A 22,710-nucleotide genomic window follows, 5' to 3' on the forward strand; every position below is an offset into this window, starting at 1 on the left:
GGTGTGGTCCAATGCGGCCTCAGGGGGTCGGGGTGCGGGTCGCGGACACGCCCGGACGCGCCGGAGTCGCCAGGTGGGAGGGAACCTCCCGTACCAACTGTGTCATAGCAAAACCCACTGCCCCAGGGTCAGCCTGGGGGGAGGCCAGCACGCCTAGGACCGCCCCTGAGCCGGCCGCGGACACGAAGAGCAGACCCGCTTCGTGTTCGACTACCACCTGCTGCACACCTCCCTGGCTATGGGAGAGCTCTCCGACGATGCGGCCTAGGGAGAACAGTCCCGTCGCGAGCGCGGCCAGCCGGTCCGCGTCGTCGTTGCCGAGACCATGGCAGAACTTGCGCACACCATCGCTGGAGGCCAGAACCGCACTGCGGGCGCCTGGCACTCGGCCGACCAAATTCTCGAGCAGCCAGTCCAGCGGCCTACCGGAGAGGGGGGTCATGTCGGAGTGGGGCATCGAAGCTCCTCGAAGAGGTGAGTGGCTGTTGTCGTCACTTGTGGTCCGCGCCGGGCGAGGCGAAGCTGGTGTCAGTCCGGGCCCTCTCCACGCCGCGTGCATAGCTGGCCATCAGACTCGGGTTCGCTGGCGCGGGTTCCTTACGCGGAGCGCCCTCCAACAGCTCGGAGGGCAGATACGAGCCAGTGCGCCGAGGCAGGCGGGGACGTCCCGAACCGGCCTGCGGCTCGTCGGCCGCTGCTGCCGCTACAGACTGCGGCGAACCGGGCGGAGCAGACCCTCCAGGGCCCATGTTATGGCCGGCGAAAGGCTGCAGGGCTCGGGCGTCAATCGCGGGTTCGGCGGAGGCGCCGGGATGCCGGGGGGCCCGATCGGTGACCGAGGTTTGCGAGGCGAGGTCTGGGGGGTCTTGCTCCTCCTGCGGTTGGAACAACAGTGCGTCCGGTACGACTACGACCGCGCGGGTGCCGCCGAAGATGTTGTCGTCCAACTGGACGACGATCGAGTGCCGACGGGCAAGCTGGGCGACCACAACCAAGCCGATCCGCCCGTCTTGCAGTTGGAGGCCGACGTCAATGTGCTCCGGGCTTGCGATGAGCTGGTTGAGGCGGGCTCGCTGGTCCGGCGGGATCGGCAGACCTCGGTCGTCGATCTCCACGGCCAGGCCGACCCCCACCCGACCAGCGCGCACCTGCACCTCGCTCTCCGGTGGTGCCCACTTGGTCGCGTTCTCCACAAGCTCGGCCAGGAGGTGGACCAGGTCGACGGCAGCATGCCCGAGCACTGAGGCGTCAGGAGCCGGCAGCACGCGAACACGCTGGTAGTTTTCGGTCTCGGCCACCGCCTGCCGCAGCACGGTCGCGAGCGGGACCGGCGTGCGGATCCGACGCGGGAAGGCACCACCCAGGACAGCCAAGCTCTCTACCGCTCGGCGGGTACGGGTGGTCAGGTGATCGACGCGGAAGAGCCGGTCCATGAGCTCGGGGTCCTCGACATCCCGCTCCAGCTCGTCCAGCTGTGTCAGGGACCTGGTGACCAGGAACTGCAGTCGGCGGGCGATGGTCACCAGCACGTGCACCTGCTGGCGGGAGGCGGCGGACAGCGCGGCGTCGAGCACGCGCCGCAAATCCTGCTCCAGTGCGTCTATCGGCTGGGCGGCGCGGGTGCCAGGCGGGGCCAGTGCTCCGCGGTCCTGCGTCGCCGTGCGAAGCGCCGCATCGGCATCTGACACCAAGGCGTGCAGGGACCTGAGGCGGTCATGGACTGTGGCTTCACGGGCGGCGTTACGCCGCCGCAGTGCCTGGGCCTGTCTTCTGGCCATGAGTACGGCCACCGCGCATCCGGCAACAGCCACCGTCAGCATCAGCCACTCCGGCGGGAGTGAGTTCATCCGCGCTCGGGCGGCGGCGAGGCCAGCCGCCGTCATCGCCACAACTGCGGACACGGCAGCCGTGGGCGTCGCCCAGAGCATGGCGCCGGTCGCTTGCTCGTGGTCCGAAGCTGGCTGCCGACTTCGGACCACGGCTCTGCCGTGCCGAGCAGTAAGACGGCGTCCCTTCGCGGATTGTGGGGAATGATCAGGCATCGAGGTCCTCGCGGGTAGGGGGGAGCCCCTTGGCCGGTGCACCGGCGACCGGCCGTCGAGAGGCGGAATGGCGCTGGCGGCCGGGAAGCCGGACAGCGCACTCTCACGGGCGCCGTCCGACCGGTGATGCCCGGCCGCCAGCCGAGCTCCCGCGGCCACGCGCCCGCCGGTCCGTGGGGGGATGGAAACGGAGCGACAGCGCAGTTCGGCCTTGTCAGGAACACCACCTATCCTGCGTCCCGGCCCGTAGTCGCTGCCACCGGCGCTAGGGTCGTTCCGCGGTCGTTTGACCTTCGCCAACGTGCGCAACCGCCGCCATGAAAGGGATACTCCCCCGTGCCGCGCCGAAGTGACAGGCGAACGACCCATCCGCCTCCGGTGCACCGACCGCACGGCTGCGGCACCGTTGAGCAGCGAATTCCTTGGCAGCCGACCCAACACGCGACCTCCGTGTGCCCCGCGCCCCGCTCCCTCCGCATCGAGTAGAGGGCTGCGCGCCGGTCCTGAGCCACGAGGGCGGATCCTCCATGATCGTGTTCGAACCCTGCCAAGGATGCTCGCAGTCTCCCCGACGGCACACGCGTCCACCCGCTAGGCGTAGTTGCTGACCCATCGGCGGCCCTGCGACCTATCCCGGATCCGCGCGTTCACCGACTCGATCGCATTGGTCGTGCAGACGATGCGGCGGAGCTCGGTGTCAAGGCAAAGGAACGGAGTGAACTTCTCCCAGACGTTTTCCCACAACTTCACGACCGCCGGATAGTTGCCGTCCCAGGCGTCGGCGAACTCAGCGAACCGCTCCGGGGCGGCCTCCTGGGTCGGGGCGGTGTCGACGGGCCAGACCTTTCGCGGACCAGCAGCAGGACATCGCCGCCGCCGCGGTTCTTGATTTCGGTGAGGATGTGCAGCAGCCAGTGCTAGGCGCCCTCGCCGCCGTCTCCGGCCCACAGCCCGAGGATCTCTTTCCGCACATGTCCGCATTGCTGATCGAGGAGGTCGAGCGGCGACTGGACAAGGTGGTTCTGAGGGCGCGGGCGCGAACGACGACCGTGGCATGCCGGTGCGGCGAAGGCTCGGCGCGGGTGCACGGTCAGTATGTACGTCGGCTGCGTGACGTCGCCGTGGGCGGGCTCGGAGTCGTGATCGAGTTATGCATTCGTCGCTTCCGCTGTGAGAATCCCGCTTGCTCGGAGGTGACGTTCGCCGAGCAGAGCGAGGGGTTGACCACCCCACACAGCTGCCATACCCCGCTGTTGCGTGGGGTGTTGACGGGATCGGCCTGGTCCTGGTCGGCCGGGCAGGATCCCGCCAGGCGGCAGCGGTCGGCATCTCCGTGGGCAGGGACGTGCTGCTGCGGCTGGTTAGATCCTTGCCCGAGTCCGATGCCCGCCACGTGGAAGTGCTGGGTGTGGACGACTTCGCCTTCCGCAAGGGACGCCATTACGGCACGGTCCTGATCAACATGGCCACCCACCGTCCGCTTCATCTCTTCGACGGCCGTGAGGGCGAGGACCTGGCCGCCTGGCTGCGTGACCACCCCGAGGTGAAGGTCATCTGCCGGGACCGCTCGAGTGGCTACGGCGAGGGTGCACGCATCGGGGCGCCCCAGGCCGAGCAGGTCGCCGAACGCTATCACGTAGGGCCAACCCCGGCCAGGCCGTTGAGAGGTCAACGCCCATCGCTCCCGCATGGCCGAGCCGCTTCCCGGCAACCCCCGGCGCACCAGAGGCGGAGCCCGAGGTGGTCCAGCCACCGCGGGAGCTGAAGATCGTGACCCGGCTGCGGGAGCAGCATGCCGCCGACCAGAATTGTGGGTGCAAGGGAAGTCGAAGGCGGCGAGCGCCCCTGATCGCGCCGGCCATCCAGTCGTCACAGTCGTCAATCCGTGACCGATGGAATAGCCGGAACAGCGCGCAGTAACTTCGGGCGCCAGGCGTCGTGGGATGGGCATCGCGCACATCCGTCCCCCGCGGATACGCGACGTAGTAGGGCCCGAACCCCGCCCCGCTTCGGGCCCTACTCACGCTCAACCGCACGGTCTTGCGAGCAAGGCGTGGACGGGTGCCAGAAGTCCCGCAGATGCGCTTACCCGCCTGCGGCTCGTCAACTTTCGTGCGTCCACTCCCACCACCACGAGGCGGCGCCCCGGCTCGGGAGCGGTCAGCTGGCGTGTGGCCGCTCGCCGGCGGCGCGGGCCTGTTCCAGAACCGTCCGCCAGGAGGTGACGTGAGGATTGCGGCGCAGCAGGGATCTGCGCTCTCGTTCGGTCATCGCACCCCATACTCCGAACTCACTACCCTAGTTGAGCGCCTCAGCCAGACACTCTGCACGCACCACGCAGCCGTTGCAGACGGCTGCGATTCTGCCCGGCCTGCTGGACGAACAGTGCGTCCGAACCCGTGCTCCGGCACGGCGTTCTCGGCCCAATGCCTGTCCGTCACATTCCCCTCCCCCATCGGTCCACCGCAAGTCGATGCTACGCCCGCAGCCAGGCACAACAGCCCTGCCGTGAATGGAGTGCAACCTGCGCAGTGCCGGGTTTCGAGGCCCAGCGCGGACTCACCTTCCGATGGTGCCCGCGTGATCGGCAGGTCGATGCGCGAACTTGTGAGTAACATCCCGAGGCAACATCCCACAACGATGAGGAGGGTGACCCGTGGCCGACGAAGCCACCACCGCCCCGATCCAGGACCGCTACGCACAGCAGTTCGCGGCCGACCTCGAGCACAACCGTGCCCAGCAGCAAAACCTCACCCGGCAGGTAGAAGAAGTACAGGCACGCCTGGCCCAGCTGCAGGCGGAGGAGAGATGGCTGATCGGCATCCGGGCTTCCCTGCCCAGTGGTCAGCCCAACCAGGACACTGAAGCGCCCACCGATGCGGAACAGGCAGCATCCGCTGGCGACCAGTTGCCGGCACCGGGCGCCCCGGCCGTGGAGGAGACGGCAGTCCCGCAACTGCGGGCGGCAGCCAGGAACGACACACCGGAACCGGTTAAGGGCGAGAACACCAAGAAGAAGACCACGAAGACGGACGCCGCCCCTCCCACACTGGGTGAGCTCCTGGCCGGAATCCTGAGCGGCCACCAGGGCGAACCGCGCACGGCTGGTGAGGTCTGCGACGAACTGGAACAGCAACACCCCAAGAGAGCCCGCAACACGCCTGTCGTGCGCAGCACCTTGGAGCGCCTTGTCGCGGTGGGCATGGTCGAACGAACCCGGCAAGGTCGCACCGTGCTGTACACCCTCGCGCACAACACTAGACCCACCAACCCAGCCAGCACGGTGGACGACACACCCGCCGACCAGGAAAGCGACAAAGCACAGGCATAGCGGTGCCGGCGCGGGGACAGAGCGCGCGCAACCCGCTGCGCCGTTGCGTGTGATCAGGATCCAGAGGGCGGGGCCGGGTTGAGCTCTGGCGGCAGCCGTAATCCGGGTCCGCCGGAAGGTGATGATCGTGAGGCGCCGGCCTGGCCGCCTTCCTCAACCAGGCCGGTGAGCACGTCGTGGAAGTCTGCCGACCCAAGCGACCTGCTGTTCGTGGCGCTCGCAAGACCGACATGATCAATGCGATCCACGCGACCAAGGAAGCTCTAGTCACCGCGCACTTGATCCAGCCCCGTCTTCGGGGCGAGCGCGAAGCCCTGCGTGTCCTGCTCACCGCCCGTCATGGGGCCGTCTTCGCTTCCACCGCCGCGATCAATCAGCTCGTGTCGCTGAGCGTGTCCGCGCCGGATGAGCTCCGCGCCGAGCTGCGGAAACTCAAGCGCCCGGCTCCGCTTGCCCGTTGCGCCCTACTGCGGGAGGGCCCGATGCAGGACGTCGAGCACCGCATGACCGTACGGGCCCTGCGGTCCACCGCCACGCGGATCTAGGCCCTGTAGGCCGAGGCCAGGGAGCTTGAGGACGAGCTGCTCGTCCTCGTCCGAGAGGTGGCGCCCGAACTCCTGGACCTGCTCGGCGTCGGGCCGATCACCGCTACCCAGATCCTGGTCAGCTGGTCCCATCCCGGCCGGTTCCGGTCCCAGGCGGCCTTCGCATCCTTTGGTGGCGTCTCGTCGATACCTGCATCCCCCGGGCTGACTAACCGGCACCGGCTCAGCCGCAGCGGCGACCGGCAGCTCAACGGGGCTCTGCACACCACCTCGCTGATCCGCATGCGACTCGGCCCTACCACGAAGGCGTACGTCGCCCGCAGAGTCGCCGAGGGAAGACCTCTCGCGACGCACAACGCTGGCTCAAGCCAGCAATCTGCCAAGATCCTCGAGCGTTCCGACCGAGACGCTGGCATGAACTCCGAGAATCTCGCCCAAGCGGCTGGACGCGATATAGCAGCCTTAGAGCAACCGCACAGATACGAACCCCGTGGGCCGGGCAAAGAGGCAGTGCCCGCCTGGATGGACGATCTTCCCAAAATCCTCGGCCCGACCGATACAACGCCCGGCGGCGAACCAGATGCCACCGCTCACAAGCCGGGCAGCTGAAAGGGGGCAGCACCGTACGCCGACCCCCTGAGCCGGCTCCGAGCCGACATTATGCCTTTTGCATATGCCGTGAACCCTCGCCAGCGGAAACTGCCTAAATCGACTAGTGGGCGAGTTCAACGACCTCGGAATGTTTGACACAGCGAAGCCGCAAAGGCATGATCATCCTTGCCACCTGATTGACGGACAGTCGATCGCTGAGCCAGGACTCCGGCAGGCGCACCTCTCCAGGCTGCGGTTCACGTGAGACACGGGAGGGGCGGCGACGGGCCACTACACGCCCACCGATACCGCGTAACTCCTAGCCTCTGACGAGAAATTGCCGCTCTCTCGGAGCACAATCTCGCTGCAAGATTTCGTCACGGCGACCGACGCGATCAGGGAAATATTGCGACGTAACTCTATTGCTGCTTACGGATGGAAGTCACGTGGCAACACCCCAAGCCATGAGTACCTTCAAAAGGATCGTCCTGCTTAGACATGCCACTCTTCACCATGCGTCGAGTCGCACTACGCCTTCATCCGGAACTCGATGACAACGCCCTCGCAAAAGTCTGCAAGCAACTGAAGAGTCCATTCTTCCGGAAACTTGCGAGAATTCAGGTGCCTGCAGTAGAGAGAGTAATCCGCATCGCTGGCGACAATTGGGACCGTCGCACCCGTCGCCTCTCGGCGCTGGCCGCTGCGAGCGCCGATTCAAAGCTAGCGGAGGTGTGGTTGCAAGCTCAGCCCCACTGCGCCGACGCCTTGCTGCTCCATTCTTGGGCCAATCTCATTGCTGGGCGCTGCAAAGAGAGCAGCATAAAAAGGGATTCAGCAATTGAGAACTGCTACCAAGCAGCTGAAATGCAGCCAGAGGACCCTGCGCCTTGGATCGTGCTGCTCGCAATCCTGCGCGACTTGCGGAGCAGCCACCATGAGGTAGTACCTGTTTGGAACCGGCTAGTCAGCCTTGACCCTTGGAACCGGGAAGGGCATCTGCAGATGCTGGGCTATCTTTCGCCAGCCGAGTGTGGCTCACACGCCATGGTGCTGGATTTCGTCGACCAGCGGTGTGCGATGATGCCTCCCGACGCACCTGCGGCAGGATTGCCACTGATTGCCGCCGTCAAGCGCCATCATGCGAGCACCTCACGCAGCAACCTCGAAGCACTCCTGGCCCATCGATGGTGGCAGCAGCCCTCTCATGCTGGTCTTTTAGACAAGGCCGTCGCACTTTGGCCTGATCCAGGTTTCCTGCGTCATGCCGCTGCTCTCGCCGACCTCAATGTTCTCGCCTATGCCCTGGTTCACGCGAGACGCCTCCCTGACGCAGCGGAAGTTTTCCAGGCGATAGGTTCGGTGGTCACCCCCTGGCCCTGGCTCATAGACGGAGATCCGCTACAGCGCTTCGCCTACTGGCGTGCCCGAGCGCTTTCTCAGAATCCCTCAACAGTCGTCCGCCGTTGAGGGTCCGGTGGTTGGCCCGCAGCCCGTATACCAGCGTGTGGCACCGGCCTTTGTTCGGCTCATGAGCCTCCGCAGGTGTCTATTTCCATCCGTGATCTTGCGCAGGTAGTAGCCCTGTCCGCGCCCGCCGTCACGGATCTGGCAGACAGCAATGATGTGGAGCACGGAGTTCAGCGAGCGATTGCCGTCGGTGTTGGGCCGATGACCGACGTTGTTGCCGCTGGAGGCGTCCAGGGGTGCGCTGCCGGTGTGGCTAGCGAAGTGGTGATGGTGGGAAAGCGGCTGCTGTCGTCGGCGTGGCCGATGACCCTCACGGCCAGGACCGTGCCAGGCTCGGCAAAGCGGTGAGCGTAGTGCGGGTGACGGCGAGGGTTGCCGCGCATCTCGGTCTCATGTCCCTGACCTATCGGTTCAGGCGGCGCAGGTCGTTCAGCAGGTCGCGGGCTATGCCCCGGCAGCAGGCGTCGGCGGCACCCAGGGGCCGCATGCTTCATAGCGGTGGCAGCCATGGCGGCCGGCAGAGCGCGCCAGCGGCCCAATGGGGACGCCGCTGGCAGGAGGCCGCGCAGCACGGCGTGAAGCCGGTTGAGGACGCGGATGCGTTCGGGGACGACGTCGCTATGCCGTTCGGTTCGCGGCCTCAGCATCGTGGTCTGATCTTTCGGCACCACGGGCCGCAAGGGCGTGGCGGACTGGGCAAGTAGAGCGTCCGTGGCGTCGGTCTTTGCGGTCTCCGCCGGTGGCCAGCGGCCGCGCCGGGCCCTAGTACCGCAACGGTGCTTACCGTGACGAGGCTTCAGCTCTTGGGCTGTGGCCTCGTCTCTTGTAGTGGCTGGTCCGGGCCTGGTATTCGCGTCGGCGGTGCCAGCGATACCAGTGCAGGGCGTGAGCGATGCCACGGCGCGTTGGCCGGGTGAGCTGGGCGATCAGCCTGCGGATCTCGGGGACCGTCAGTGGGAGCAGGGCCGGCCCCTTTCGAGCTCCTGAGCCCGCAGAACGGTCAGGTAGCGTGCGCGGTCATGGCGAGCGTGATGTGCCGGTACCAGCCCTGGTGAAGCCGTACCTGGTAGTCGTCCAAGCCGCACTGTAGGCGATCTTTGTGGGGTCGGTGATGCTGCGGCGGGCGAGCACCCAGTGACGCCGGTCCGGGCGGTGCCAGGGCCGGAGCTCGGCTCTGGCTCAGTCATAGATCCTAAGGCCGTGGGCGCCGTCGCCACAGGAGCGGCGCTTCCACTTCTGCCGTGCCAGGCCGACCACCAGGTCGTGGAGCCGGTGGTCCAATGGCCTGCCATGTGACGGCGGTGTAGTGGCTGGTGGTGGCCACGACGTGGAAGATGTCGGCCTGCTCGAGCTCGTAGCGCCAGCCCTCGCTGTAGCCGTAGCCGGCGTCCGCGGTCACCCATCGGAACGGGATCCTGTCGTCAACCGCCTGGCGGACCATCGCCCTGGTGAGCAGCGTTCTTCGGGCACATCGCCCTCCTCCGGGCCGCGCCCCGGCTTCGCGCCGCTCTCCCGTTCGGAGTGCATCTCCGCGCCTTGGTCATCCTTGACAGCAGCTACCGCTCCCTTCAGGTTCGCTGGAGGGAGCGGACATCACCCCAATTGCTCAACATCGGTGATCTGATGGCCCGTCGGACCAACGATCGTTGGGTAGCACGGTACACCGGGTGGTGAATCCTCCCCGCGAGAATGCCCACAAGGCCCGCTATTCGATCACCTTCTTCTACCACCCGGCGCCCGATGCGGCCATCACGTGCAGCCCCACGTACACCGATGCCGACAACGCTCCCCTCTATCCACCAGTCCGTTCCGACTTCTACCTGGCCGACAAACACCGGCGCGCGTACATCCAGGTCACCCTAAAGGCGCGCTGGGAGCCGGGGGGGGACCGCGCGGCTGCGGGCCGTCCGCGAGAGGAGCGGGGCCCCGCAGCCGTCGGTGGATCACCTCCGGCCCACGAACGCGGCTCCGGCTCGTTCGAAGGCCACGGCGTTGTGCTCGGTCTCCTCTGAGCGTCGAGGCACAGGGTGCGGAACCCAAGGACGAGGTACGTTCCCAGTTCGCGCCCTACCTCCTCGTAGCTTCCGACGAGGTAGGGGCAGAAGGTCTGGTGGTTGCTGAACGGGTACAGGCAGTAGGAGCTCTCCGTGTCCCGGGCGGCCAGCGCGGACAGATGGGCGTGCACAAGCTCGCTTCGACCCAGCCAGGGGCTGAGCGTCACGAAGGACGGGTCAAGTTCAGTGCGTGAGACAGCGTTACAGCGGAAGCGTTATGCCCAATTCCTGCATGGCGGAGGACGGTGGGCCACCCTCGGAACGCTCCGTTTTATAGCCCTTGACGCAGGGCCTGAGGGTTCGGGGATCGACGGCCTCGGCCGGCGCGCTCTTGGCGTACAGGCCGTCGGGCTGGCTGTCGCGGTCGTGAGGCAGCAGCCAGAAGACCCGTCGACGGAATGTGCCCGAGGCACGCGAGGGTTTGGCGGTGGGGCCCAAGAGGGCGTAGCCAACCATGCGTCCGTCGCGGTGGTAGGCGGGGCGTCCCTTGCGGGTGGGTAGTCGGTCCAGGCTTTGTCGGACGTAGTCCAGTTGGTCGATGTCCTCCAGCCACACGAGCTCGGTCTCGTGGCTGATCTCGTCCTCGGTGATCAGGGAGCTCATGTGACGGCTTCCCTTTCCTCGTCGGTGAGCAGTCCGATGCCCGGGTAGTGCTTGCGCTGGTTAGACAGGATCATCTCCTTGGGCGAGGCGAGTCCCACGAGTTCGCGAGTGCGGGAAGCGAACGCGCGTGAGGAGGCTGCGGGGGCTCCTTCATTCTGACACCACGTCTTGTAGGCGGCGTAAAGCGCGGTCTGCTCAGCCCGGAGTTCGGGGGCCAGACGGCAGCACTCCTCATAGAAGCGGCCCGTGTGGTCTTCGGTTTCGGCGTAGGCGGTGGTCGCAATGCGTACCCGCTCGGGTCCGGTGAGATTGCGGTCGCCGGCGAGGTAGCGGCGGGCGCCGTCGATTAGCCAGGACAGGATGCCAGGGCCTTCCTCGGTGACGAGAATGTCGGCGAGGTTGTCGATCTTCCGACTATCGGGGACGACGCGTTCAAAGGGGATCAGCCGCATGCGGCGCCAGAAGGCGAAGCCGCCGGTGCCGACCTCAGGGCGGTGGTTGCCGAGGAGCCAGAGTTTGTGCGTGGGTTCGAAGCTGAAAAAGTCCTGCCGCATGCGGCGGGCCTTAATGCGGTCGCCGCCGGTGAGCAGCTTCACGCGGGCTTCGTCGAACTTATCGCCGTGCTTGACTTCACTGCAGACGATGACGCGCCGGCCGTGTAGTTCGGCTAGGTCGGTGGGGTGTCCTTCGTAGGGTCGAGCCATGAGAAAGCCGGGCGGGGCGGCGTCGGCGTAGTCGCCGAGCAACTTCATCAAGACATCCAGCAGGACGGATTTGCCGTTCTTGCCGGAGCCGAAGAGGAAGGGCAGGATCTGGCCGCCGACGTCGCCAGTGACTGAGTAACCGAGCAGCAGTTGCAGGTAGGCGATCATCTCCCGGCCCTCGACGTCGTCTCCGAAGGTGTCGGTCAGGAACCTCTCCCAGCGGGGGGTCGGCATCTGCTGAGGGCCGAGAGCGGTGGACCGAGAGTGGAAGTCCTTGTTCGGATCGGGTGTTTTAACGAATCCGGTGCGGAGGTCGACGACCCCGTCTGGTGTGCACAAAGCATACGGATCGGCGTCGAGTTTGGCGGCGTTGAGGACCATGCCGGGAGCTGATTTGGCCTGCATGAGCATGGCGTTGATGCCGGTGGTGGACAGGGCGCGTCGACGGTGTTTGTGCAGGGCGGAAGTGGTGAACAGCCCCCGCGTGTCGTGAGTGGCGAGGTGCTCCGCAAGGTCGCCAGCAGCCCACAACACGGTGTCATCTTCGTCGATTTGCCAGCGGGTGGTGCCCCAGCGGAACCAGCCGATGCCCGGTACATGCCGGTAGTCATGGGCGTACAGCCTGACAAACAGCTTTGCGTTGCCGCGATCGGACAAAGTGTCCGGGAGCAGTCCGTTCGGGGTTGCCTGCCCGTGCACGGACGGTTCAGCACTCGTCTGGGCGGGCACTGGCGCAGCGATATTCTGGGCGTGGATTTGAGCGGCCACCGCCTTCGGGTCGAAGTCGAACAAGGTCTCGTTACCAGGAGAGGTCACCAGTGGCCTCCGCTGGTGTGCAGGGGCCGTTTTTGCCCGGCGGTCAGTCCGCTGCGGATGATCTGCTCGATACGACGGCTTTGGCCCGGACGGGCGGCCAGAGCGGTCGCGTTCAAGGAACGCTCGGCAGCTTCCTGTGTGAGACGGCCAGCAGCAATGAGACCGCCCAAGGTGTACGCGGCTCGATTGAGGGTGTCAGAGAACGCCGCCCCTTCCGGGACCTCGCCGCACGCCTCGACGGGCGCCAGGATGGAGGCAAGAAGGCATTCTCTGCTGCGGCTGCCGCCTGCGGCCAGGACAGCCTGCTGCGCTCGAGGAGGGACTGGGCGCGGTACCGGCATGTTCGGTGTCGGCAGATGCCCGGTGCGTTCGAGTTCCTTGGCCAGCCAGGCGGGCAGAGGTGCCGGTTCACGGGCGCCGCCGATTGCCGTGTATGTGCCCTGACTGATTGTTGTGTTGGGGGCCACGATGTAGCCGCCGTGGGCACGCACATCAACTTGCCAGGCCAGGGCGCGGCCAGGGCTGGAGCCAGATGAGCACAGCCAGCGCCGCCGGTCCGTGGTGCGGTACCAGACGTGCAGGCCCCCCGATGGGGTGCGCACCCGCAGGGTGGTGCTGTCGTCGGCGGGGCTGTGTTGGCCGCGCAGCGCGGCTAGCACAGCGAGGGTGTGGAAACCGTTGGCCAGCCCCGTCAGGTCGACTTGGTCGCTGATGGGAATGCCGGGCAGGATCCTGTCTCGGCTGGGCGGATGGGCGGCGTGGGCGTCGACGTCGATGACCACCAGGCCGGCCGGCCCGCATGCGACACCGACACCGAATTCTGGGTGGCGGCCCCACCATTGGGCAATACGACGCTGGTCGAGTGTGGCCGCGTGGAAGCCGTGACACCACCGGCCTGCTGGGGGGCAGGGACAAGTCTCCGGTGGGTGGGGGGTGGAATGGCAGTCACGGCAGTTGGCAGCTGGGATCTTACGCCCACGGGCAAGGGGGTGGACAGGCCAACCTCGTCGGGCACACCAGCTGGCAGTGGCCAGTGACAGCTCAGCGACTGAAGCAGTTGGGGCTGACGGCGTTGGGTCCCTGCGAGACAACTGCAGCTCAGCGGACATTTGCGCCCCCTACCAGCGACTGAAGCGACTCAATGATTGGCACAGATTAGTGAACCTCGCTGATGACGTCTTGGAGCAGGGATTAAACAACCCCTACGCCGTGTCGATACTGCTCCTCGCGGGGGCCGAAGCGACCGAAGCGCTCGGCACAGCGACCCGGCTGGGTTGAGTCGCTGCTCTGCATTGAACTGAAAAGAGCAGGTCAGCGGCGCTACCAGGATGCGATCAGCGACTGAAGCGATTGAAGCATTCTATATATGACGCACACTCACACATTCAGACAGCTTTATATATGACAACCTTGAGTCGCTTCAGTCGCTGCCTATCGTCTGTCATGGATCTGACCAGGTTTTTTGTCTCAGCCGAAAGGAGCGACCAAATGGGCTTGAGTCGCTTGCCTTCGGTCGCTGGGCAGCGCCTCATGGCCCCAGGCGGACCTGACTGCTCTTTGACGCAGCCTGGTGATGGGCTGCTCTGACCCTAGCCACCCAAGCGACCCAAGCGACTGAGCATCCAACATCTGAGAGTACGCCGAACCCCATTGAGGCCGCGAGGCATGACTTGTGGGTCCGTTGACTCGTCGCAGCAGCGGGACGTGCACGGCATGAGGGCAGTAGGAGACGGTGGGCTGCGACGGTTATCAACGAGGCGCTGTGGGCGGAGAGAGAGCAGGTCAGGCGATGGTCCACGCGACACCGCGTGTAGACGTGGGCCGGCGGCTGGCGAGCGGGAAGCCGTCGGCTGCGTAGACGTCCGATGAGATGGGACAGCGGGTGTTACCCTTCCGTTCTTCCGTGCGCTTGTGGCCCGGGTGTAGTCGAGCGCTCGGCTGGTCGGGGCCAGCAGGACCCTTCATTCAGGCAGTACGGCTAGGAGGCGAGTCCCGCAGGCCGCACCTCATGTACGTCACGTCAATGAGGTGCGATCTGCAGGACGTCATGCGGTGCGGTGAAGGAAAATGACAAAGTACCGGCCCGGCCCTTGGGTTCGAGCCGGTAGTAACTGCTGTGGCCGACTCTCTGGTTTCCTCGAGCCAGCCAGCTTCGTAGGCAGCCTGGGCGCGTCCGGGCCGAGTTGCCGCTCCGGCGCCGGAAGCATGACGACATTACGGCCATCCGTGGCCTCTCCTCGGCCGCACTCGCCGAGGTTCGACGGATCGAACGACAGAAGAAGTTGGTGCGCTGGCGGAGCTTTGTCCACCAGCCGAATCGACGGTGGTGGGGGTGCGAAAGCGGTGGCTGCACGGAGTGGGCCTGTTGCGGTGATCCGTGGCGGCCCCGCAAGTTCCTCGAAGCGGTGGCGGGCGATGTTTCGTCGCCGGGCACGCGAACTCCGCAGCCTGGTTGAGGCTTTAGACCGACGGTACTGATGCGAGGCGGCACCGCTGTCACTGCTCGGCATCAAGACGTCCGGCACTGCTGCGGACGTCGGGCATGCCGAGGTGAACGGTGGTGTGCCTGGTCGCGAGGTCGCGCATGGCGATTTCTGCGCGGCGGCGGCGAGGCTGACCCCGATCGCGGCGACCTCGTCGAGCCATCCCTGTTCCTTAGCCTCCTGGAGCCGGTCGAGCAGGTTTGCTGGGTTTCTTCCAATCGGGGCATCTGCTCCGGATCGCGCTGCGGGACGGGACAGCGGATGTAGGCGTGTTGATGGACGCAGGGCGGGCCGAAGTAGCGTGCGCAGACGCCGAGGGCGTGCTTCCGCGGCTCGAAGTGGGGCAGGAAGTCCTGCCGTTCCTGCGCGGTGGGTTCGCGGGACTCCTTGCTGGGCCGGAATGACCGGCGGCGGGCGATGAAGGGACCGATGGTGGGTTGATGACTGCTCCCAGCGGCCAACTTGCTTGGGGTCTTCCACGCCTGCGATGAAGGCGGCGACCCGCTGGCTGAATGTGTCCTGCAGGAAGCGGGCGATCTCAGGGATGGTCTGCTCGGCTGTGCTGCGGTGAGCGCGGGCCTCGGCTTCCGCGCTGGTCTCTCGCTGGGTCTGCATGGTCTCCTCGAATCCTCGCTCGCCGGTCAGAGGGCGACGAAGTGCTGGGCGCATTCAACGCGTGAGGCTTTGGGGTGTGTTGAGGCTTGGCCGGACAGAGTCAAGCCAGGGGTCTTGTGCTTGTGGCCTGCGGGAGATCGCTCCTACTGCAAGTGATTACCAAACCGATCAAATGACCTCAGGGTTGACTGGATCAATTGATCGCAATATGATCACACTGTAGTCAACTCCGCAAGGGTATTCCGCCCAAATCGGTCCCGTCGGAACGGATCACAAGGTTATGAATGCGGAAGCAGTGAGTGAGCCCGCAATCCGGAAGCTGTTGGGCCACGCGCTCGTCGAGGATGGGGCTCCGGTCCTGGTGCTGCTCGAAGGCACGGCAGGCACCGGCAAAAGCCGATTGCTATCCAGGCTGCTGGCCGCCCTGCCCGTGCCCGCCCGTACGTCCGCCCTTGAAGCTACCGCCCAAAACGCCGCCGAGGCGGAAAGCCGGGAGTTGAGCGCGCAAACCAGCGAGGGCCCTAGAGAAAAAACTCTACCCAGCAGCCCGCTCGTGCTGGCGGTGGAAGCGGTCCACCAGGCCAGCGCGGAGGAGCTCGCGGCTCTTCGCGCGCTGCTTGCCGACCCTCCGATGCGGCTCGCCTGTGTCCTGACCTATCGCCCCGAGGAACTGCCCGAACCGGGTTTGGTCCTCGGCTCGGACTTCGAGTTCCCGCCCGCGCTCACCGTTATTCAGCGACGGCTGGGCCCGTGGGATCTCGCGGCCGTCGAGCGTGCTGCCACCGCCGCGCTCGGTGTGGAGCGCTGCGGCCCGGGCCTAGCGGCCGGGCTACACCGCGCCTCCGGCGGGAACGCCCAGATTGTCGCCGACCTGATCGGTCTGTTGAGCGTCCTGCCCGTTGACCAGCCGCGTGAGACCGATGTCGAACGCCTTGGTGTTCCGCCCCGACTCGCCGCGCTCACGCTGCGCCGTGTCGCCGCCGTTCCCGAACCGCACCGCGCGATCGTCTTCGCCGCCGCCGTGCTGGACGAGCCCGCCACCGCGGGCGAACTGACCGTCGTTGCCGACCTGGAGGAACGCGACGGTCAGTCCGCCCTGCTCGCGTCGCTACGCACTGCCGCCCTGCACGAGGCCGGCGACGGGCTCTACGGCTTTTTCGCGCCGCTAGCGGCTGCTGCCGTGCGCGACCACCTGCCCGGCCCCGTCAAGCAATCGCTGCACCGGCGGGCCGCCGCGGTGCTGGCCCGCCGCCAGCCCGTGCCCTGGGAGCGACTGGCCGCACACCGTCGCGCCTGCGGGGACCAGAAGGGATGGCTGCGAGCCGTCGAACGCGCCGCACAGCAGCACGCGGGTGCCGGTGAACTGCAGAGCGCCGTGCGCCTACTGGAGTCCGTATTGGGCTCTGGCACCGTGCCGGAGCCGGCCAGGTCCCGGCTCGCCGCCGCGCTGGCCCGCAGTGCCGTCATGGGCTTGCGCTCGGACCAGACGATGGTCGTACTGCGGAACATCCTGGCCGACGCCGGGCTCGCCCCGGCCATCCGCGGCGAGATCCGCCTCAACCTGGGCCTGCTCCTGTGCAACCAGATGGGCCTGTTCGTTGAAGGCCAGGCCGAGCTCAAGCGCGCCGTCGAGGACCTGTCCGGCCAGCCGGTGCCGCTGGCCCGTGCGATGTCCGCTCTGGCCCCGGTGTGTTGGTGGCCCAGCACCCCGCTGTCGGAGAACATCGCCTGGATCAAGAAGGCCGTGGTCGTCGCCGCGGAGTCCGGTGATCAGGTGGTGCAGGCCGCGGTCGCTGCCGATCAGGTCAGCGTGCTACTGAACACTGGGGACCACGCGGCCTGGGCGCTCATCGACCGACTTCCGCGCGATAGCGGCCTGCTCGGCTGCCGCCAGCAGGCCGCCCGGGGCCTGTGTAACGCTGCGGACGCCGCGGTCTGGCTCGGACACTACGAGCGCTCCCGGGCCCTGCTGCGGGAAGGCACGGCGCTCGCCGTCCGCAACGGCGCCGTCTACACCGAGCAGACCGGCCGCGGCACAGAGATCCTCTTGGACTGGGCCACCGGCCGCTGGGCCGGACTTGCCGATCGGGCCCGCGCCATGCACGAGGAGACCGGCGACATGCCGTACATTGCCTCCGACGCCCGTATGGTCCTTGGCCTGCTGGCCCTGGCACGCGGCGAGTGGGCCGACACCGCCGCGTTTCTGACCGGCACGGACGCCCTCGACCTCGACGACGGACCTGTCCCGCTGTCCGCCACCACCTCCGGTGCCCTGATCCGGCTGGCCCTAGCCCGCAAGGAAACCGGCCCCGCGGCCGCTGAGGCTGAACGCGCCTGGCAACGGCTGCGCACCAAGGGCGTCTGGGCCCTGGGAGGCGAAGTCGCCCCCTGGGCTGTCGAGGCCTCCGCGGCGTGCGGGGCACTGTCGGTCGCCCGCGAGATGGTGGCGGAGCTGGCTGCCGGGCTGGAAGGCCGCGACGCCCCCTCCGCGCATGCCGCCTTGCGCTGGACCCGCGGCGTGCTCACCGAATACGTCGGCGACCCAGCCGCGGCCGCGCAAGACTACGAGGCCGCAGCCGCCGCCTACGCCGCCCTTCCCCGCCCCTACCACGCGGCACTCGCGACGGTGCGCGCCGCCCGCTGCTTGCTCGCCCTGGACCGGGATTCAGCGCATGCCGTCGCCACGCTGAGTGAGTGTGCGGAGCGGTTCGACGCGCTGGGCGCCGCCTGGGACGCCGCCCGCACCCGGGCCGAGCTGCGCGACTACCGCCCCGCCGCCGAGCGATGCGCCCCCGGCCCCCCCGGAAACGGCAGTGAGCTCTCCCCGCGCGAGGCGGAGGTCGCCGCGCTTGCCGGCGCCGGCATGACCAACCGAGAGATCGCCACCACACTCCACCTGTCCCCCCGCACCGTGGAGCAGCACGTTGCACGGGCCCTGCAGAAATCCGGAGTCCACTCCCGTCGCCAATTGGTCTCCGGCCATCTGGCAGCCGCCGGAGAGTAGAGCACCGACCGCGCGCGGAGATAGACGCCGCGTCGAGACCGCAAGGTGGCGGTGATGCTGTCGTTCAGGGACCGCATGAGCGCGATCTGGCGCAGTAGCCGCCCTGCTGCCGCGGCAGCGAGACTGAGAAATGGCGCCCTCGAACCGCAGTAGCAAGCTTTTGCCGCGAGTGTTGCCCGGCACCGTGAGTCGCCGGCGGAACCAGGCCACCGTCTGCAGATTGTCCGACCCGATGTCTGATGGTTGCAGCTTCAGCGGGTGTGGGAGGTCGACCTTCTGCTACGGGCCGTCGTCGAACCTGGGCCGCTGCGCCGCTGACGAGTCACCGATCAGTATTCGCCATCCGTGATTCAGCGACCAGGTGGTTCGCTGGGCTCGAGGCTGTTGGTGGGCGTGGGGGATGTGATCTGCGTGTGAAGAATCCCCCGACGCCGCCTACGCGTTGTTCAACCCAGCAGGGACTGCTCTAAGTGTTGGGGTGTGGTGCAGGGTTAGGTGACAGTTCAGTCCCGTGGCCAGGAGGACAGTTGTGGTCATGACGGTTTCGAATTCGCCGGGGGCCAGTCGGCCGAGTACGGCTTGTCGACTGCGCCGGTTATAGGTCTTCTCGATCCAGGTCACGATGGCGATCCGCAGTTCCTGGCGGGTGGCCCACGTGCGGCGGTCGACGACGTTCTTCTGCAACAGGCTGAAGAAGGACTCCATGGCCGCGTTGTCACCGGCCGCTCCGACCCACCCTATCGAGCCGACGATCTGGTGACTGTCGCGTGCGCGGACGAACTTCCGGAACCGGAACCGCAGCCCGCGATCGCTGTGCAGGACACACCCGGCGACACTGTCACGCCGGGCCTCAGCGTTGTTCAGGGCGGGGGCGGCCAGGCGGGACTTCATCCGCGCGTCGATCGAGTAGCGCACGATACTCCTACTGAAGACGTCCTTGACCGCGCAGAGATACAGCTTCCCTTCCGCCGTGGGATGTTCGGTGGTGTCGGTGAGCCACAGCCTGTTCGGACCGTCTGCGGCGAAGTCGCGGGCGGACGAGGTCGTCGTGCACCGGCGGCCCGGCCTTCTTGCTCTGGCCGCGCTTCTTGCCGAACACACTCCACCAACCGTTGTCCCAGCAGTTCCGCCACGCGGTCCGGTCCGCCATGCCAGCTCCGGTGATTCGTGCTTCGTCGGCCAGGAAGCGGGAACCGAACTCCGGGCCGCCGTCGTGCCAGGCCCGGCGCCAGCGCTGCACCGAGCGCACACTCACCCGTAAGTCCTTGGCGACCTCGGCGTTGGCGACACCCGCAGCGAATCGCTCCGCGCCTCCAGCCGGATCCGCTTGCGAAACGCCTGCCGTTCAAGCGTCAGCCCACCACCCTGAGGATATCTCACACAACAGGCATACCGCGACGATCACACATCGTCAGCCCCAAACCACATCAAGCCGCACAGGTCAGTGATTCGCTCGTCGTTGGTCCCGCCCAAACCGATACGACAGCTGCGCGACCTCACCCGGTACCGGACGGAGGTCACACGTCAACGGACCCGGGAGATCCAGCGCTGGAGAAGCTGCTGGAAGATCGGGGATCAAGCTGTCGGTTGTCGTCACCGACTTTTTGGCGGCAAGTCGGCGCGGGCCATGGTCGAAGCCCTGATCGCCGACGAACGCGACCCGCAAAAGCTCAGATGGTCCAGGCGATGACCGGCTTCTTCAGCGGCCATCACGCCTCACTCGCCCGCGCCATGCTCCCACGCGTCGGCGCGGCGACAGCCACCATCAACTAATCACCGATGAGATGGGCCGTCGCCTACAGCCCTACCGGCGGCAGGCCGCCCGATCGAAGAACCCCTACCTGTCCGCACAATTCCGACGGCTGATCAGTCATCGGGGCAAGAAGTATGCCCTCGTGTTCGTCTGACACAACCTCAACCAGGACACCCCCTACCAGGACCTCGGTGCCGACCCCCTTCATCAACCGGATCCACAAGTCCGTCAGACCCGCAGACGCATCTGCCGGCTGACGCAGCTGGGCCACGACGGGTCCCTCCAGCCTCACCCTGCCACGCGTTTGGGCACTCTGGGTAGTTTCAGAGGAGGGCTCCTCGCCCCTGTACAGCGGCTATTTAGGTATCCGTAGAACGGTTCTACTGATAGAGAAACCAGCTAGTCGGGCCTACTGTCCCTGGTCAGGCGAAGGTCCCTTTCGCATGACAGCTCGTCTCTCCCTCACGGCAGCGGGACCGCACTGTAGGTCCACTTCCAGACTCGTGCTGTGCGTCGGGATCTTGGTGATCACGCCATCTCCCCTGTTCGTTTCTGCTCTAGAGGAGCCAGCATTGAAGCCCTTTGGACATCTCAGCAGCTCGAAGCTGTGGGTATCGGCTGCCGCAATCGCGGTCGCGGCCCTCGCTCTCTCCGGCACGGTTGCCCCTGCAAGCGCAACCCCCGCCCCGCGGCCTGCTGCAGCCGGCCCCGCCCACGCCACCGCGCTCTCTGGCCACTCCGTCCCGGGCACTACCGGGCGCGCCGCCGAACGGCACCTGACGCCCGCTCAACTCGCCGATCACCGTGCCAAGCACTACGGCGCTGCCCAGCTAGCCCCTTCGGCCACGGCTACCGAGGACGGCCATAAGTTCTGGGCCACCAACCCCACCGGGGCGAGCGCTCCCACCGGGGCCTACGCCGTCCACTCGGTGTCCCCCGACTTCCGCACCTCACACGCCGGCGACGTCATCTACGCGCCCACTCTCTACCCCGCGGGCAACTCCTGCATCGAGAACACCACCGCCTACTTCCACGACAAGGCCGAGATCTGGGCCTGGGACTGGTGCAACCGCCAGAGGGTCGGCAAGTACACGTACATGGACTCCTCCTTCCAGTCGACGTACGTGCGCAACCGCGCCTACCAGGTCTGGATCGCCAAGACCGACGCCACCAAAAACACCTGGCAGATGCGGCTCTACAACTACGCAACGTCTCAGTGGGACACGTACTACACATCCTCCGGTTCCAACCCCAACCACCCCACCGGCACCAACGTCGACGGCTGGGACGCTTTTGAGGTCTACTCCGCGACCGATCCCTCCACCGGCCGCCTCAACATCTGCGCTGACACCGTAGGCCGGACGTTTACCGCCACCGGCGTACAGCAGCAGGAGGGCGGCACCTGGAAGCTCCTGAGCAGCAGCGACTCCTACATCGACGCCCCCGCCACCGGCGGCGCCATCTTCGGCTGCACCAACCTGCAGGCCTCCGTCACTTCACCCAACTCCGCGTGGCGCGTTAGCAACCCCTGAGCCGCAATGTCCCCCGGGGCTGCTATGCCGTGTCTAGCACCCTAGTACTCCAGCAGCGCTTCGCTGTTCCTGCTGGTCAGGTGCCTGATTGTGTGTGTAGCGGGGGTGGTGTTCCGCCTGGTGCGGGATCGGTGGATCCGTGTGGCGTCTGGGTTTCGGCTCCGGTAATGGCAACGGCGGCCGACGGCTTGGTGGTCGCGTCGCCATCTCGACCATCCCGGTACGTGAACCGCCCTTGTTGTTGGGGCGTTGCGCGGGTAGCAAGTAGCCAGGAACTTCCTGACTTCTGCCACGGCGAGGGGCGCGGCTGCAGTGATCGCTTCTTCGGTCCCCCTTTCGGTAGCCGCAGCGGCCATCGCGGCGAGGAAGGCGTGGGCGAGCAACGACTCGCCCAGCAGCGCGTTCTACTGCCCGAGGCGCAGCTACCAAATGATCAGCAGCCATGGCCACTGGAAGGGCACCGGCTAACCTCCCTACCCCCGGCCTGCCCCGTCGAGGCTTGGGCCCCGCCCGCCGTGCCCCGGCTGGCGGGGCCGGACCACCGCGGGGGCGTTCCGCGAGCGCCGGCCGGGGCGCACTTCGTTCCGCGCGCGGGACCGGCGTACCCGGCGACGGCGGCCTCGGAGCCGCGTGGCCTCCATGGGAGCATGCGCGCAGAGGCTGGCTGCGGCAAGGAAGCAGAGCAACCACACCGCGCGAAGCGGAAGCTGGGGGTTGGCATCTCGCGCTGCCGCATTCTGGTGGACAGGTGTGTCCAGGTGGCCTGCTGTTCGAATCAGGGGGATGGCAGCGGCGGCGGCCGTCGCCGTCAGGATTCCGAGCGTGGCGAACAGGACCTGGTAGGGCGCCCATGCGGTGATCGCCGCCAGGCCGGCTCCCGCGAGCGCCTCCGCACTGTACATGCAGTGAAGGCTCTGCATGATCCTGCGCTGGTAGGCGTGCTCGAGGTTGACTGCCGCGGAGTTCGCCCCTACGTCCAGGAGGCCGTGGCCGATGCCGAAGAAGGCGGCAACCAGCGACAGGGAGGTCAGCCTTCGGCAAGTCTCCAGTGGAGCAAGAGAGATCCTGAAGATGTTGGCTGGAGCTGCGAGCAGGGCCGTACCGATGGGCGAGCCGGCCGCCCAACTGTAGGCCGAGGACCATGCCCTGCCGCTGCCGCTAGGAGAACGA

At 66.8% G+C, this 22,710-nt stretch carries 15 protein-coding genes and 4 pseudogenes; 9 read left to right on the forward strand and 10 right to left on the reverse strand.

Features of this window, described 5'->3' with window-relative positions; all coding sequences use genetic code 11:
• Nucleotides 1-19: 19 nt before the first annotated feature.
• The 3 genes and pseudogenes from ABZ478_RS19975 to ABZ478_RS19985 all read right to left on the reverse strand — a co-directional run.
• Entirely contained in the window at nt 20-559 is a 540-nt protein-coding gene (locus tag ABZ478_RS19975) for a roadblock/LC7 domain-containing protein (RefSeq protein ID WP_359551143.1), read from the reverse strand.
• The gene (locus ABZ478_RS19980; protein ID WP_359551146.1) at nt 492-1,820 is read right to left on the reverse strand and encodes a HAMP domain-containing sensor histidine kinase; all 1,329 of its coding nucleotides are present in this window, start codon (nt 1,818-1,820) and stop codon (nt 492-494) included. Before ABZ478_RS19980 ends, ABZ478_RS19975 begins: the two co-directional genes overlap by 68 nt.
• A gap of 855 nt (nt 1,821-2,675) precedes the next feature.
• Nucleotides 2,676-3,010 (reverse strand): annotated as a pseudogene (locus tag ABZ478_RS19985) (transposase); the annotation flags it as partial.
• Between the two features lie 3 nt (nt 3,011-3,013).
• Between ABZ478_RS19985 and ABZ478_RS19990 the strand changes: the two are divergent.
• Complete coding sequence (locus ABZ478_RS19990; protein ID WP_359551148.1) at nt 3,014-3,499, forward strand: transposase family protein; 486 nt, start codon at nt 3,014-3,016, stop codon at nt 3,497-3,499.
• A complete protein-coding gene (locus ABZ478_RS19995; RefSeq protein WP_359551151.1) occupies nt 3,451-3,807 on the forward strand; it encodes a transposase in 357 nt (118 codons plus the stop codon). Before ABZ478_RS19990 ends, ABZ478_RS19995 begins: the two co-directional genes overlap by 49 nt.
• A 395-nt stretch (nt 3,808-4,202) precedes the next feature.
• On the opposite strand, the pseudogene ABZ478_RS20000 reads toward ABZ478_RS19995, so the two are convergent.
• Nucleotides 4,203-4,470, reverse strand: a pseudogene (locus ABZ478_RS20000) (WhiB family transcriptional regulator).
• A gap of 228 nt (nt 4,471-4,698) precedes the next feature.
• Here ABZ478_RS20000 and ABZ478_RS20005 point away from each other — a divergent pair.
• The 4 genes from ABZ478_RS20005 (at nt 4,699) to ABZ478_RS20020 (ending at nt 7,976) form a co-directional block, all read left to right on the forward strand.
• Entirely contained in the window at nt 4,699-5,373 is a 675-nt protein-coding gene (locus tag ABZ478_RS20005; RefSeq protein ID WP_359551153.1) for a BlaI/MecI/CopY family transcriptional regulator, read from the forward strand.
• A 230-nt stretch (nt 5,374-5,603) separates the two neighbouring features.
• Complete coding sequence (locus tag ABZ478_RS20010) at nt 5,604-5,918, forward strand: hypothetical protein (protein WP_359551155.1); 315 nt, start codon at nt 5,604-5,606, stop codon at nt 5,916-5,918.
• A 57-nt stretch (nt 5,919-5,975) separates the two neighbouring features.
• Nucleotides 5,976-6,527: an IS110 family transposase gene (locus ABZ478_RS20015; RefSeq protein WP_359551158.1), complete on the forward strand. Its 552-nt coding sequence runs from the start codon at nt 5,976-5,978 to the stop codon at nt 6,525-6,527.
• 480 nt (nt 6,528-7,007) lie between these two features.
• A complete protein-coding gene (locus ABZ478_RS20020) occupies nt 7,008-7,976 on the forward strand; it encodes a hypothetical protein (protein WP_359551160.1) in 969 nt (322 codons plus the stop codon).
• Here ABZ478_RS20020 and ABZ478_RS20025 read toward each other — a convergent pair.
• Entirely contained in the window at nt 7,956-8,210 is a 255-nt protein-coding gene (locus tag ABZ478_RS20025; RefSeq protein WP_359551257.1) for a hypothetical protein, read from the reverse strand. The genes ABZ478_RS20020 and ABZ478_RS20025 overlap by 21 nt on opposite strands.
• Before the next feature lie 716 nt (nt 8,211-8,926).
• Nucleotides 8,927-9,429: pseudogene (locus tag ABZ478_RS20030) on the reverse strand (IS701 family transposase); the annotation flags it as partial.
• 214 nt (nt 9,430-9,643) lie between these two features.
• Between ABZ478_RS20030 and ABZ478_RS20035 the strand changes: the two are divergent.
• Nucleotides 9,644-9,988 carry a hypothetical protein gene (locus tag ABZ478_RS20035; RefSeq protein ID WP_359551163.1) on the forward strand — a complete coding sequence of 115 codons (345 nt, stop codon included), beginning with the start codon at nt 9,644-9,646 and terminating at the stop codon, nt 9,986-9,988.
• Nucleotides 9,989-10,231: 243 nt separating this feature from the next.
• Here the strand turns inward: ABZ478_RS20035 and ABZ478_RS20040 are convergent, their stop codons facing one another.
• The 3 genes from ABZ478_RS20040 to ABZ478_RS20050 are packed head-to-tail and all read right to left on the reverse strand — an operon-like array spanning nt 10,232 to nt 13,262.
• Entirely contained in the window at nt 10,232-10,633 is a 402-nt protein-coding gene (locus ABZ478_RS20040; RefSeq protein WP_359551166.1) for a DUF6009 family protein, read from the reverse strand.
• On the reverse strand, nt 10,630-12,153 hold the full coding sequence (locus tag ABZ478_RS20045) for a phage/plasmid primase, P4 family (RefSeq protein WP_359551169.1): 1,524 nt from the start codon (nt 12,151-12,153) through the stop codon (nt 10,630-10,632). Before ABZ478_RS20045 ends, ABZ478_RS20040 begins: the two co-directional genes overlap by 4 nt.
• Nucleotides 12,150-13,262: a bifunctional DNA primase/polymerase gene (locus ABZ478_RS20050; RefSeq protein ID WP_359551172.1), complete on the reverse strand. Its 1,113-nt coding sequence runs from the start codon at nt 13,260-13,262 to the stop codon at nt 12,150-12,152. Before ABZ478_RS20050 ends, ABZ478_RS20045 begins: the two co-directional genes overlap by 4 nt.
• A 2,269-nt stretch (nt 13,263-15,531) precedes the next feature.
• Between ABZ478_RS20050 and ABZ478_RS20055 the strand changes: the two genes are divergently transcribed.
• The gene (locus ABZ478_RS20055; RefSeq protein ID WP_359551175.1) at nt 15,532-18,255 is read left to right on the forward strand and encodes a helix-turn-helix transcriptional regulator; all 2,724 of its coding nucleotides are present in this window, start codon (nt 15,532-15,534) and stop codon (nt 18,253-18,255) included.
• Between the two features lie 537 nt (nt 18,256-18,792).
• Here the strand turns inward: ABZ478_RS20055 and ABZ478_RS20060 are convergent.
• Nucleotides 18,793-19,384: pseudogene (locus tag ABZ478_RS20060) on the reverse strand (IS3 family transposase); the annotation flags it as partial.
• A gap of 1,553 nt (nt 19,385-20,937) precedes the next feature.
• Between ABZ478_RS20060 and ABZ478_RS20065 the strand changes: the two are divergent.
• Nucleotides 20,938-21,540, forward strand: coding sequence for a hypothetical protein (locus tag ABZ478_RS20065; protein ID WP_359551178.1), 603 nt, complete (start codon nt 20,938-20,940; stop codon nt 21,538-21,540).
• Nucleotides 21,541-22,710: the final 1,170 nt, after the last annotated feature.

Origin of the sequence: Streptomyces sp. NPDC005706 (assembly GCF_040631045.1) — a bacterium.
GTDB lineage: Bacteria > Actinomycetota > Actinomycetes > Streptomycetales > Streptomycetaceae > Streptomyces.